Source organism: Neptuniibacter sp. QD34_54, assembly GCF_047778055.1.
GTDB lineage: Bacteria > Pseudomonadota > Gammaproteobacteria > Pseudomonadales > Balneatricaceae > Neptuniibacter.
Window position 1 is genome coordinate 1,425,749 of record NZ_CP180546.1, and the last position, 13,513, is coordinate 1,439,261.

The window sequence follows — 13,513 nt, forward strand, 5'->3', positions numbered from 1 at the left end:
AAATGACTGAATCACAACGTTGGTTTTTCTTAATACTTGCCGTCGTATTGGGCGGTTTGGTGTATCTACTTTCCCCAATTCTTTCACCGTTTTTGGTCGGGGCATTGTTTGCTTATTTGTCTGATCCTATTGCCGATCGTTTGGAAGATTTAGGTATGTCCCGTACAGGCTCTGTCATTATTGTGTTTATCGGTATGACGGCTTTAGTGGCGATGATGTTCCTGTTATTACTTCCGCAACTAGGGCATCAAATACAGACATTGCTAGCTCGTATACCGCAGGCGATACAGCTATTTGAAGAACAGATTTTCCCTTGGATATTAGCAACATTCAGTTTGGAGCCAACTGCGTTTGGCTTTGCCAATGTTAAAGATGTTTTGATTGGTGATTTGCAAAAAACTGGCGATATTATGAGCCAGTTGTTAGGTGGCATTACGCGATCTGGTTTGGCGATTGTGGCGTGGGTGGCTAATTTAGTATTGATTCCCGTGGTCACATTCTATTTGTTACGCGACTGGGATGTAATGATTGCCAAGGTTAAACGGCTGTTACCACGCAATGTAGAGCCTAAAGTTTCTTTGTGGGCCAGTGAGTGTGATGAGGTACTTGGCGCATTTATGAAAGGCCAGCTTTTAGTCATGGTCGCATTGGGAATTGTTTATGCAGTAGGTTTATGGATAGTAGGGCTTGATCTAGCGCTATTGGTTGGTATGATCGCGGGCCTTGCTAGTATTGTTCCTTACATGGGATTCATCATCGGTATTGCAGTGGCAGGTGTTGCTGCATTTATGCAATTCCAAGATCCAATGGTTTTAGGCTACGTTGGCGTAGTCTTTATCATTGGTCAGATGCTTGAAGGGATGTTACTTACGCCATTATTAGTAGGTGACCGTATTGGATTACACCCTGTTGCGGTAATTTTTGCTATCATGGCGGGCGGACAGCTGTTCGGATTTGTTGGGGTTCTTTTAGCTCTGCCAGTTGCAGCTGTTATTATGGTGCTATTACGTCACCTGCATGAAGGTTATAAAGGCAGTACATTGTACGGCTCAGAAGAAGATCAAGCGTTAGAACAAGTCGAACCAGTAGTTAATGACAAGTAAACAACCATTCCAATTACCTCTATCGGTTAGTCTCCGAGATGATGCTCGTTTTGAGAATTATTACGCTCAAGGCAATGAGCTGGTTTGCGCGAGTTTAAAAGAGGCCGCAAACGGTAATGGTGAGCAGTTTACTTACATTTGGGGTAGTGAAGGTGTTGGTTGTACTCATCTACTCCAAGCGGTCTGTCATGAAGCCGATCCTGTAGGACGCAGTGCGGCTTATCTCCCTCTGGATGAATTAAAACAGATGGGTGGTGGCATTCTAGAAGGCATGGAATATCTCGATCTAGTTTGTATCGATGGCATAGAGTCTGTTGCTGGTAATAAAGCTTGGGAAGAGGCGCTTTTCCATTTCTTTAACCGCATTCGTGAGCAGGGCAATACACTGATCATCGCTTCGACAGCTGCGCCACGTCATCTTGGTATCAACCTACCTGATTTAGCATCCCGGCTAAGTTGGGGCATGGTATTCCAGGTGCAAGCACTTAATGATGAAGTGAAATTAAAAGCGATTAAGACGAAAGCAAGTGCCCGTGGGTTACAGTTTTCAGATGAGGTCGCACGTTTTCTACTTCATCATGCTAGCCGCAATATGAATGATTTAGCCTGTTTGCTAGATACGTTGGATCGTGCTTCATTAAGTGCGCAACGTAAAATTACAATTCCTTTCGTAAAAGAGGTAACAGGGCTGTAATTAATCAGCTCTTAAACCAACTCTTCATATATTCTTCATCACTTTTGCAGGTGCGTAATGCGAAAATAGGGGTATTCAATTTAGGTACTCTTTCGCAGGTCATTATGGCTAGGAGGTCATCATGGGTAGCAAGCATCTGACAGACAAATTACGCGCTAAGCTTGAAAAAGAAGAGATCAAAGTCAAAGCCAACAATGTTCGCTATACCGTTACCCATCTGAATGAAAAAGGTAAGGTTTTGGGGCGTGAGTGGTATAAGGGGTTTATCGCTGTTTCAGGCAAGCGCCTGATACTGGTATCTGATGGTGTGAAGTTTCTGAATATCAAAAAATCGGATCAGCGCTTCACTGCTGCTAAGTTTGTAGAAGAAAATGTAGCTTGCCTAGAAGTGCGTTATTTCAAAGAGCCAGATTCTGAGCGCAGCTTGGTCTTTCATATCTATACGGATAAAGTGAATAAACTGCTTAAACACATTGATAAGCTATAAGCCAAAATAGATTATCGCCTCTGGGGCGGAATGTTCTTTTTCGCCCCTTGAAATATCTCCTTAACTCCCGCATGATCGCGACTTTTTGGCGGGAAATTCTGTGTTTCAAATAATTGATCAAACCAGTGATTTTGTAGTGGTAGTGAAACCTGCAGGAATCAGTGTGCATAAAGATCAAGAGGAAACAGGGTTCACCATGATGTTGCAGCAACAGTTAGATTTAGAGCAGATCTTTCTGGTGCACCGTTTAGATAAAATTACATCGGGCCTAATGGTATTCGCTAAGAGTGCCGAAGCTGCCAAAATACTCGCTGATCAGTTTAAAAACCGTGAAGTTTCGAAATACTACCTAGCTATCTCTGCTAATAAGCCAAAGCGTAAGCAAGGACTTATTATGGGGGATATGGAGAAAGCGAGACGCGGTGGTTGGAAACTTGTAAAAAGCCGTCAAAACCCTGCAGTGACCCAGTTTTTTAGCTGCTCTCTTAAGCCAGGCTTTAGGCTGTTTTTACTCAAACCAACCACAGGTAAAACCCACCAAATTAGGGTGGCGCTTAAAAGTGAAGGCGCGCCAATTTTGGGGGATAATATCTACGGTGGTGAGTTATCAGACCGTACCTATCTGCACGCATATTCTTTAGCATTTAGTTATGGTGGTGAGCGGTATACTTATAAGAGTTATCCAGAGCAGGGTGATCAATTTGATCAAGAGGCTTTGGATATCATTAAAGAACACTTTGATCGGCCAGAGAGTCTTTCTTGGCCGAAATTACCTGAAAAAAGATAAGGCACAAAAATGAGCGAAGGTGAACGTATAGAACGTGACTTTGAATCACGCGATGCAGATGAGAAAAAGGCCTTTCTAGAGCAAACATGGTGCGACAACTGCCAAGAAGTTAATCTTGGTATGGTTGAGCCTGAAGAATACGAACTCAACGACATCATATTTATCGAAGGTAAATGTGCTAAATGCGGTCATGTGATTTTGACCGAAATTACTGAAGACGAATTTTAATTTCGTTTTAAAGCGATAGAGGTAGGTTACGTTGTCCTCAGGTTTTGAAAATCGTTTTGGTGGCACACGCCGTCTATATGGTACGGACGTGGTTGATATGTTCCGCCAATCGCATATCTGTGTGATTGGTATCGGTGGCGTTGGCTCTTGGGTGGCTGAAGCCTTAGCCAGAACCGCAATTGGTAAGATCACGCTGATTGATCTAGATGATATCTGCATTACCAATACAAACCGTCAGATTCATGCGGTAGACGGGAATGTTGGTCGCTCGAAAACCGAAGCGATGGCCGAGCGTATCAAGCTGATCAATCCAGAATGTGAAGTAAAAGAGATCGAAGATTTCATTACACGAGAGAACATTCCAGAACTGATTACCAATGAGTTTGACTATGTGATTGATGCGATTGATAGCGTTAAAGAAAAAGCCGCGCTGATCGCCCATTGCAGCTATCGCAAGATTCCTATTATCACCGTGGGTGGTGCTGGTGGTCAGACTGATCCTACCAAGATTGATATCTGTGATTTAACCAAAACCAACCACGATCCGCTTGCTGCCAAAGTGCGCTCTTTCCTACGTAGACACTATCGATTCAGTAAAAGTGGTAGACGATTCTCTGTCGACTGCGTGTATTCAACAGAGCAGTTGGTGTATCCGCAACCTGATGGTTCGGTTTGTGCGCAAAAGAGTATTACCGATGGCAATACCCGACTAGATTGTGCGGGAGGCTTTGGTGCATCTACCTGTGTGACCGCGAGCTTTGGTTTCGCCGCGGTGGCGCGCGTGTTAGAGAAAATGCGCTTACGTTGGGAAAGGCAGGAGCAAGGTAAGTTGCCCAGCAAAATTAATAATTAATAAAAAGGGAGCATTTAGCTCCCTTTTTTATTACGAGTACTTATTTAGTACTTCGATTATTTATAGCCTGGACGTGAAATTAGGATAGAAATAATCGCAGCTAAGCCTAAGAACCAGCAGTATTGAATTGAAGTGACTAATTCTAATGGTGATACTTTCGCTATAGAGGAGGCTAATAGTATCTGGGCACCCCAAGGGATAATACCTTGTACCACACAGGAGACAATATCCATCAGGCTAGCTGAGCGTTTAGCATTAACACCATAGCGTAGCGCGATATCCTTCGCTAATGAGCCGGCAATAACAATAGAGACTGTATTGTTGGCTGTACATAGGTTGGTTGCTGCTACGCTAGCTGCAATACTGAATTCTCCAGCCTTTTTACCGCCGCTTTTGCCGGTTAGTTTTTCAATCGCTGAAGCAATAAAGTTTAATCCACCTTGATGCTTAATCAGCGCACCTAGGCCGCCAATCAGCATAGATAGGATCATGATCTCTTGCATGCCGGTATAACCGTCATAGATCTGCTTGGATAGCATAGCAATGCTGTAATCAGGTGCGGTTATAAAGCCAACTGTGCCCGCTAAAACAATACCCACCAATAGCACTAACATCACGTTCAGGCCTGCAATAGCAAGGATCAATACCGTTAGGTATGGCGCAACTTTAATCAACTCATAACTTTGTTCAGATACACCAGCGGTACTGCTTTGAAGCGCTAGAACGACCATCGTTACGATAGCAGCTGGAAGTGCGATAAGTAGATTAAGGCGGAACTTGTCTTTCATTTCACAACCTTGAGTTCGAGTGGCTGCGATTGTCGTATCCGAAATAATTGATAGGTTATCGCCGAACATAGCGCCGCCAACTACAGCACCAACTGTAAGAAGTAGGGGAAGATCACTGGCTTCAGTAATGCCTACCGCGACAGGCGCTACTGCCGCGATGGTACCCATGGAAGTGCCCATAGAGGTAGCAATAAACGCTGCAATCGCAAAGATACCAGGGAGCAACAACCACTCAGGTATATAGTTAAGGCCAAGATTTACCGTTGCATCGACACCACCTATTGCTTTTACAACAGAAGCAAAAGCACCTGCTAAAAGGAAGACAATCACCATTGTAATAATGGTCTGATCGCCAATGCCTTTGATAAAGGTTTCAAGACGCTCGTTGAGTGTACCTTGAGCTAATAACAGTGATAAGACTACCGCTGGGATAATCGCGACAGGTGCAGATATCTGGTAGAAAGCGAACTCTGTTCCTTGAGCTTGATAGTAAATTCCGCTGCCGATAAACAGAGCTAAAAACAGCCCTAATGGCAGTAACGCAAGAGGGGAAGAGTTATTCATTAACTGTATCCTATTAGAGACCATGGGTAATGGTTTCAATATTGGAGAAGACAAACGACTGGGATCTGACCAGCTGCTCGAATAAGGCGCGAAATATACTACTTAAGTAGGTGTAAATAAAATGAATAAAACTGCAGTGGACTTACTTTTAAGTTATATCAGTGAAATGCCACAGGGTTAAAACAGTTCGATATCTCCTTCGTGTTCACTGGGTGGATTGAGATATCCCTTATTCAGTAGTATTTCATAACAATGAACCTGATCACGACCATGCTCTTTTGCGAAGTAAAGCGCCTGATCAGCATGGTCTATTAATGTAGGCAGAGAGAGCCCTTCGGTGATCTCTGTAATCCCAATACTCAATGTTACTTGGCCTATCTGAGGAAAGCTGGTTTGGGCTATTTTCGTGCGGAATCGTTCTAGCACCTTCAATGCAGAATCTAAAGGTATATCTTTGAGCACTAGAGCAAACTCTTCGCCTCCGTAGCGAAACATTAAATCTTCATCTCGAAAAGCACTTTGCATCTGCTGTGAAAGAATTAACAGCACCTCATCACCAAACAGGTGGCCAAAATTATCATTGACCTGCTTAAAGTGATCGATATCTAGGAGTGCAAAACAATGGGGTTCTGATGACTTGTCGTTTTTACGTCGCTGGGATTGTTGCTTTAACAGGAGTGTATCCATCTGTTGATCAAATGCTTGGCGGTTGTAGAGTCCGGTTAGTGCATCATTCATTGCAGAAAACATAAAAAATCGTTGGTTGGCATAAACTGAGACTAGCTTGGTAATCACCTCATGCATCAAGTCTGATGTATCGGAGATGTTGGTGATTAGGACTCCGTTTTGTGAATGAATAATTTTAAAGCTGTAATACCTATAACCCTCTTCATGAACAAAGCGAGCAGGCTCGTGTGGTTCTATATGCTGAATATATTCAGGGATTTCTAACAAGGATGTGAAAGCGTCAGAGCTTTCGCTACTAGCTATAAGCTTTTCAGTGGACTGGTCAAAGTTTGCGTAGTTATACAGCCAGAAATGATGCAGAGGAAACAGATCGATACAGGTTTCAATCAGCAGTTGATTCAGCGTTTTTTGATCGCGTTGTTCCGTCAGGGCTAAAAAAACGTCACAGTAATCTGAGACTTTAGCTGTCGGTTGCATTCGCGTAGCCCCCGCATGGCATATGCTGAAAATCTATGTTTAGCTGGTTTTCTAAGTTTAGCTGTTTAAATTGTAGGTGCTGTTGAAAACAGTAATCTTTCTGGGAGGGGCTGAAGTTTTTAAGCTGAAACAGGTATCTCTTTCGGTAGCCATAAAGAGATAATCGCAGTTATCATTAGCATCAAGGAAGAGAAGTATAAGCAGGCTTCGAGCCCCCATAGCTGGAATACAGCACCGGAAAGCATTGTCCCGATCAAACGTCCCATCGCATTAGCCATATAGTAAAAACCTACATCGAGAGAAGTGCCGTCTTTACGTGCATAGCTCACGATTAAGTAGCTGTGAAGCGAGCTATTTAGAGCGAAGACCGCTCCGAAAATGCCTAAGCCTACGAGTAAAATCCAAATCTCTTTACCACCTAAACTCAAGGCGAATAAAGTTGGTATAAAGCAGAGTATGCCAGCCCAAATCGCTGCGCTTCTCCCATTAGGCGGTGTTTTAGATTTTTTACCGGTAATGCTTGGTGCAATGGACTGAATAAAGCCATACATGATGACCCAACCTGCCATGACGCTGCCGACGATCCAAAAATCCCAACCAATGGTCTCACTGAGATAAACCGGCAAAGCGACGACAAACCAAATATCTCTGGAGGCGAACAGAAACATACGGGCTGCCGAGAGGATGTTGATCGCTCTATTTTTAGAGAAAACCTCTGTGAACTTCGGTTTGGATTTGGATACTCCGAGGCTCTTTTTAAGCAAAATAAGGCTGCAGCTTAAGATGATGATCAAGCCAACCAGCATGATCCACATAGCGCCCTGAAAGCCTACAAAGTGAAGTAAAGCCCCGCCTAAGAAAAAGCCTACACCTTTGAGTGCATTTTTAGAGCCGGTAAGGATCGCTACCCACTTAAATAGCGTGCTTTGTGCGCTTTCATCAACGAGTGATTTAATCGCACTTTTTGCACTCATCTTATTCAGATCTTTGGCTATGCCTGAGAGGGCTTGAGCGGCCATAACCCAAGCCATGCTTAAGTAATCTGTTGGTAGTGTCAGCATGAGTAGGGCGATGATCTGCAAAGATAGCCCTATATTCATGGTTTTGTTTAGACCAATTCTTGCGCCTAGCCATCCACCAAATAGGTTGGTGACGACGCCAAAGAACTCATAAAACAAAAACAGCAGCGCAATACTGAGTGCACCGTAACCAAGTTGGTGGAAGTGTAGTACAACTAACATGCGCAACGCGCCATCCGTTAAGGTAAAGGCCCAGTAATTACCTGTTACGACCATGTATTGTCGGATGGCACTGTTGGCAAGATTACTCATTTTTCACAATCAATCGCGATGTATTTAGCTAGTTCGGCAGTACGGTTGACGTAGCCCCATTCGTTGTCGTACCAAGCATACAATTTCAATTGTGTGCCATTTACCACCATGGTGGATAGTGCATCGATGATGGAAGAACGAGGGTCGGTACGGTAGTCGATTGAAACTAGCGGACGTTCTTCGTAACCCAAAATACCCTTTAAGGAGTTTTCAGCAGCTTCAGCAAACAATGCGTTTACTTCTTCTTCAGTTGTTTCACGCTCTAGCTCAAAAACCATGTCGGTTAACGAAGCATTTGCTAGCGGTACTCGAACTGCATGGCCATTTAGCTTGCCGGTTAGTTCAGGGAAAATCTGGGTAATCGCTTTGGCAGACCCCGTCGTTGTTGGGATAAGACTCATTCCACAGGCACGTGCACGTCTAAGATCTTTATGTGGTGCATCCAAGATCGTTTGCGTGTTCGTGATGTCGTGAATCGTGGTCATTGAACCGTGTTTAATGCCAAGTTTTTCGTGTACAACTTTGATAACTGGCGCTAGGCAGTTTGTCGTGCAAGAAGCCGCTGTAACGATTGGGAAATCACCCGGCGTATATAGCTGGTGGTTAATGCCCATTACTAGGTTAAGTACACCTTCTTCTTTTACTGGCGCTGTAACAACAACATGCTTAACACCCTGTTCGGTGTATTTATCTAAAAGAGCCTTAGTCTTCATGACACCGCTGGCTTCAAAGACAAGATCGCACCCAGACCAATCGGTATCTTCGATACGACTGTTGTGAGTAACACTAATCTGTTGATCATTAATGACCATGCCAGTATCAGTTGCGGTAGCTTCGTATTTCCATGTGCCGTGAACAGAATCAAAGTTCATCAGGTGCGTTAATGTAGCGGCATCACCCATCGGATCGTTGATCTGTACAAATTCAAATTCTGGCCATTCCCAAGCCGCACGCATTACCAGTCGGCCCATCCGGCCGAAACCATTAATACCAATTTTGATAGTCATCTTTTATTACTCACAGCAGCTTTCTGAGGTTAAGCTTTTATTTAGTAGTTCTGCTAGCTCTGTTTGGCTAGCGTCATAAGTCACGTTAATTATGCGCTGACACCATTCGGGTAGTTGGTTATTCAGACTGTAATAAACCCAGCGGCCTTTGCGGCTATCACTCACAATTCCGTGCTCCCTTAGCTGCGCCAGATGTCGCGAGATCTTAGGTTGGCTTAGCTCAAGTACAGTTGTGAAATCACATACACAGAGTGTTTTGTGGTGATGTATCAGCATTATCAGCTCAAATCGTGTCGTGTCTGATAAGCACTTAAATAGAGTCGTGGCTTGCATATTTAATCTATATATATGTTTTTCCATATATAATGGCAGAGATTTATAGGGCCCGCAATAGCGGTTTAGGTGTTGGGGGGGCGATTTTCAATGGAATAGGGGGATGACTTTCTGCAGGCATAAAAAAACCCCTCTAAAAGAGGGGCAAAAAATGCGTTAACTCATGGCGAGGCCAGAGTTGAAGATGGGATGCAGATGGGCTCAAAAGCTATCACATGTCCTTGATAGCTAAGCCGCAAGTGCATGTGTAGTATGTTGATTTTTTGTGCAGTGCAAAATTGGACTTTGGTGCAGAAAGTAAACACCTAATTGATACTTACGTTTAGTTTAGCTAAGTATCAATTAGGTTTGTGTGGTTAAGCGCTTTTCAGGCTATTTACTCAATGATTTGATCATCTTCCAAACGGAAGTGATGTAGCGGGTAAGTACCCATAATGCGGACATCTTTGGCAAAGAAGTCGAGTTCTTGTAGCGCATACTTCATCGCTTTCTGGTCTGGGTGACCTTCGACATCAAGGTGAAAACTAGTCGCCGTCATAGTATCAGACGCCATGTAGCTCTCTAGTTTCAACATGTTCACGCCATTAGTCGAGAATCCACCCAGTGCTTTATACAGTGCCGCCGGAATGTTACGTACCGTAAACATTATCGATGTCATAAAGCGAGAACCGTTGGTTAGCGCAGGAATATGACTGTCGCGTGCAAGAATCAAGAAACGGGTAGTATTCCCGGTTTTATCTTGGAAGTTCTCACGGATAATTTCTAGATCATATAGCTCAGCCGCTAAGCTAGAGGCAATGGCTGCATGGCCTGGTGTTTGTTTTTCGCTTAGCTCGGCAGCTGCGCCCGCTGTATCAAGGCTTGCAACCGGTTTGATGCCAAGTTCATTAATATGGCCATCGCACTGTGCTAGCGCTTGCGGGTGAGATGCCACCGTGGTGATATCTTCTAGTTTAGTGCCTTTTGGCGCTAACAAGCAGTGGTTCACCGGTTCAAAGTGTTCACCGACAATGTGTAGCTCCGTTTTAGGCATTAAACGGTAGATCTCTTCTACGCGACCCGCTGTTGAATTTTCGAGCGGGATCATTGCTAAACGAGCCTGACCGCGCTCAACCATAAACATCGCATCCGAAAAAGTTGCACAGGCGTTAGCTTCTAATTCTGGATGAGCTTTGCGGCATGAAAGGTGTGAATAAGCACCCGGTACGCCTTGATAAGCAATAATGGCAGGCAGGTTGGTCATGGTCTTTATCTGTTTAACGAAAATTGAGGCGCGTATTATTACACAGAGATAAAAACTCTGTTACTGTTCGCGCAGTTAAATTACCTGCAATTATAGTTTTATGACGCCAGAACGTACTGAAAAACTGCTAAGTGTGCTTAAACGCCGCCAGCCAGATCTAAGTTTGATTGCTGATCAAGTGAATAAACCTCGAAATTTATCTGCTCTGATTCGTAATTGTGATGCCGTTGGTATTCACAGCATTCACTCTGTTGTGCCTAAAGAGGGTTATCGTACTTACCGTGGTACGGCGAAAGGCAGTGATTTCTACGTTAAAAACAGGCAGCACGAATCGGTCGAATCGGCGATCGATACGGTTAAAGCCCAAGGCATGAAAGTGGTGGCTGCACATTTTACCGATCAAGCGATTGATTACCGTGAGTTTGATTACACGCAGCCATGTGCGTTGCTGATGGGCGCAGAAAAGCAGGGTGTGAGCGATGTTGCGGCAGAGATGGCCGATCAGCATATCATTATCCCAATGATGGGGATGGTGAGCTCGCTTAACGTATCCACAGCTGCCGGTATTATCTTGGTTGAAGCTCAACGCCAGCGTATTTTAGCGGGCTTGTATGATGAGCAGCACTTAAGTGACGAAGAGGTCTCACGTACCCTGTTTGAGTGGGGTAATCGTGATCTGGCGAAGTTCTGCCGCGATAAAGGGTTAGCTTATCCTCCGCTTGATGATATTGGTGATGTGATAGATGCACCGGGCTGGCATCAACGTGTGCAGGCAGGTCAGGCGGATAAATACGATTGGAGTGGAATTGCTGTTTGATTCAATCCCTGAACCCCTGCTAATCTGAGTTTTTGGGTTTCGAATTAATCACTAATGGTCAGACGACTGCTTGTCACGCTTCTCTTTCTATTACTAACGCTTGTCTGTACATGGCAGGTAGTTACCTTTGCGCGTGACTGGACCCTGCAAAACCTGCATCAGCAAGGTTCTGATGAACTTTTAAAAGTTATCACCCAGTTAAGATCGGCATTAGACGAGTATCGTTATTTGCCGTTTTTAATCTCTCAAGATACCGATGTTAAAGCCCTTTTGGTTGATCCCTCTCCGAGCATAGCTAGAGAAGTCAGTCTCTATTTAGAGCAGATCAACCTTGTGGCGGGTTCATCCTCTCTTTTTGTTTTGAATTCCGATGGTAATACGGCTGCCTATAGCCATTGGCGGGATGAACAGGAATTCATTCAACGATCACATCGAAGACAAGATTATTATAAACAAGCGTTAGCGGGTAACCGAGGTGGCCAATTTAGTTTGAATGAACATAATCAATCACCTGCTTATTTCTTGTCTTCACCTGTTTATAACGGCACCCAATTTTCGGGTGCTGCAGTGGTTCGGGTGGAACTAGATGCGATGGTTAAAAAGCTGCGTTCCACCGGCGAAGTGATCTTAAGGGATAAGACCGGTTCTATCTTCTTTACGACGGCGCCACTGACTCGATATCAAACGGTAAAAGAGCAGGTTGATGAAGAGGTGTTAATGCTTGAGAGCGGTGTGGTTACGCGGCTTTGGAAGCGAGGCGCTGATCAATGGTTATCACGTTCCGTAGCGCTGGATGATTTGAACTGGCAGGTATCGGTCCTCACAGATACCGAAGTTGTTAAGCGTAATGTCAGAAATGCGGCGTTGTTCTCGTTTGGTGGCTGTATCGCACTTGGTCTGTTTGCTCTGTGGTTTAGAGAGAGACAGTTAAAACTCCGTTCACAAAATGTCACTCGTGAGACCTTAGCGAAAAGTGAAGCGCAACAAAAAGCGATCATTAATAATGCACAGGTTGGCTTACTGCTTATCGATGAAAGAGGTCATATCACTTTTGCCAACGATATGGCTCTGCAGCAGTTTGCTGTATCAATGCCATTGATCCTCGCCAAACCTCTATTAGAGTTGCTGGCTTCAGATGGAGTTACCCCTATTGCCAAGGTTTTACATCGTCTCGGAGAAAAAGGTTTTTCTCCGCTGGTGGGCTACGAGGCGGTCGGTTCCAGAAGTGACGGTGCTGAATTCCCGCTGATGATCTCTATCCGAAAAATGCAGGGGTATGAGGCGAAGCAATTTCTTGTGACAGTCATCGATATCTCCAGACGTAAAGGTTTGGAAATCCAGTTACAGAAAGCCAATGAATCTTTGGAACACAAAGTTGAAGAGCGAACGTTAGCCCTTAGGGAAGCGCAAGAAGAGTTGGTGCAGGCAGGTAAAATGGCGGTGCTTGGTCGCATGTCTACGGCAATTGTGCATGAACTGAATCAACCGCTAACCGCGATTAGAAATTACGTTGCAATCTGCCGACAGGTGATAACTCAACCTGAAATGCTAGAAGAAAGCCTGTTAGAAGTAGACGGGCTCACACAACGCATGGCGCAAATCACTGCTCAGCTAAAAACCTACGCTTATAAAAAGCCAGAACAAAAACAGCCGGTTTCCATGCAGATGGTGCTCGAAAACTCTTTGCAGATGTTCAAGCAGCGCATTGCTGATGAAAACGTACAGCTCAAGTTAGATCTACCTGAGAAAACACTGTTTGTGCTCGGCGATAATGCTCGTTTGGAGCAGGTTGTAGTGAACCTGGTCAAAAATGCTATTGATGCCATGCAAGGGATTACAGATAAAGAGCTTCAGATTGAATTGACCGAAGATAGCGAATCCCAGCAGTTACAATTGCAAGTAATCGACAGCGGGGAAGGCATAGATCCTGCGTTATTAGCTAATCTATTTGACCCATTTATCACCTCGAAACCTATGGGCGATGGCCTAGGCTTAGGCTTAGCGATCGTTAAATCCATCATGCGTGATTTAAATGGTGATATAAGCGCAGGGAATACCGAGCAGGGCGGAGCAGTATTTACCTTGCTATTACCTATTTGTGAAACTAATTAGAG

Annotated in this window: 14 protein-coding genes; 8 read left to right on the top strand and 6 right to left on the bottom strand. The window is 44.4% G+C overall.

Annotated features, from left to right (window positions below; all coding sequences use genetic code 11):
• Positions 1-2: 2 nt before the first annotated feature.
• The 6 genes from ACMXYP_RS06505 to tcdA all read left to right on the top strand — a co-directional run bounded on the left by ACMXYP_RS06505 (position 3) and on the right by tcdA (position 4,152).
• Positions 3-1,103 carry an AI-2E family transporter gene (locus ACMXYP_RS06505; protein ID WP_415884201.1) on the top strand — a complete coding sequence of 367 codons (1,101 nt, stop codon included), beginning with the start codon at positions 3-5 and terminating at the stop codon, positions 1,101-1,103.
• On the top strand, positions 1,093-1,797 hold the full coding sequence (gene hda, locus ACMXYP_RS06510; RefSeq protein WP_415884202.1) for a DnaA regulatory inactivator Hda: 705 nt from the start codon (positions 1,093-1,095) through the stop codon (positions 1,795-1,797). The genes ACMXYP_RS06505 and hda overlap by 11 nt, the downstream gene beginning before the upstream one ends.
• A gap of 121 nt (positions 1,798-1,918) precedes the next feature.
• Complete coding sequence (locus tag ACMXYP_RS06515) at positions 1,919-2,284, top strand: hypothetical protein (RefSeq protein WP_415884203.1); 366 nt, start codon at positions 1,919-1,921, stop codon at positions 2,282-2,284.
• 100 nt (positions 2,285-2,384) lie between these two features.
• Positions 2,385-3,071, top strand: a complete 687-nt coding sequence (locus tag ACMXYP_RS06520; protein WP_415884204.1) for a TIGR01621 family pseudouridine synthase — start codon at positions 2,385-2,387, stop codon at positions 3,069-3,071.
• A 9-nt stretch (positions 3,072-3,080) separates the two neighbouring features.
• Positions 3,081-3,299 carry a hypothetical protein gene (locus ACMXYP_RS06525; protein ID WP_415884205.1) on the top strand — a complete coding sequence of 73 codons (219 nt, stop codon included), beginning with the start codon at positions 3,081-3,083 and terminating at the stop codon, positions 3,297-3,299.
• Between the two features lie 31 nt (positions 3,300-3,330).
• On the top strand, positions 3,331-4,152 hold the full coding sequence (gene tcdA, locus ACMXYP_RS06530; RefSeq protein ID WP_415884206.1) for a tRNA cyclic N6-threonylcarbamoyladenosine(37) synthase TcdA: 822 nt from the start codon (positions 3,331-3,333) through the stop codon (positions 4,150-4,152).
• 56 nt (positions 4,153-4,208) lie between these two features.
• Here the strand turns inward: tcdA and ACMXYP_RS06535 are convergent, their stop codons facing one another.
• The 6 genes from ACMXYP_RS06535 to ACMXYP_RS06560 all read right to left on the bottom strand — a co-directional run bounded on the left by ACMXYP_RS06535 (position 4,209) and on the right by ACMXYP_RS06560 (position 10,582).
• Positions 4,209-5,504 (bottom strand): Na+/H+ antiporter NhaC family protein, encoded by a 1,296-nt coding sequence (locus ACMXYP_RS06535; protein WP_415884207.1) that lies wholly within the window; start codon positions 5,502-5,504, stop codon positions 4,209-4,211.
• Positions 5,505-5,681: 177 nt separating this feature from the next.
• Positions 5,682-6,668 (bottom strand): GGDEF domain-containing protein, encoded by a 987-nt coding sequence (locus tag ACMXYP_RS06540; protein WP_415884208.1) that lies wholly within the window; start codon positions 6,666-6,668, stop codon positions 5,682-5,684.
• Between the two features lie 119 nt (positions 6,669-6,787).
• Positions 6,788-7,999, bottom strand: coding sequence for an organoarsenical effux MFS transporter ArsJ (gene arsJ, locus ACMXYP_RS06545; RefSeq protein ID WP_415884209.1), 1,212 nt, complete (start codon positions 7,997-7,999; stop codon positions 6,788-6,790).
• Complete coding sequence (locus tag ACMXYP_RS06550) at positions 7,996-9,006, bottom strand: ArsJ-associated glyceraldehyde-3-phosphate dehydrogenase (RefSeq protein WP_415884210.1); 1,011 nt, start codon at positions 9,004-9,006, stop codon at positions 7,996-7,998. The genes arsJ and ACMXYP_RS06550 overlap by 4 nt, the downstream gene beginning before the upstream one ends.
• Positions 9,007-9,012: 6 nt before the next feature.
• A complete protein-coding gene (locus ACMXYP_RS06555; protein WP_415884211.1) occupies positions 9,013-9,282 on the bottom strand; it encodes a metalloregulator ArsR/SmtB family transcription factor in 270 nt (89 codons plus the stop codon).
• A gap of 433 nt (positions 9,283-9,715) precedes the next feature.
• Complete coding sequence (locus tag ACMXYP_RS06560; protein ID WP_415884212.1) at positions 9,716-10,582, bottom strand: prephenate dehydratase; 867 nt, start codon at positions 10,580-10,582, stop codon at positions 9,716-9,718.
• Between the two features lie 100 nt (positions 10,583-10,682).
• Here ACMXYP_RS06560 and trmH point away from each other — a divergent pair, with 100 nt between their 5' ends.
• Both trmH and ACMXYP_RS06570 read left to right on the top strand, forming a co-directional pair.
• Positions 10,683-11,399 carry a tRNA (guanosine(18)-2'-O)-methyltransferase TrmH gene (gene trmH, locus ACMXYP_RS06565; protein ID WP_415884213.1) on the top strand — a complete coding sequence of 239 codons (717 nt, stop codon included), beginning with the start codon at positions 10,683-10,685 and terminating at the stop codon, positions 11,397-11,399.
• A 54-nt stretch (positions 11,400-11,453) separates the two neighbouring features.
• A complete protein-coding gene (locus ACMXYP_RS06570; protein WP_415884214.1) occupies positions 11,454-13,511 on the top strand; it encodes a sensor histidine kinase in 2,058 nt (685 codons plus the stop codon).
• Positions 13,512-13,513 lie beyond the last annotated feature (2 nt).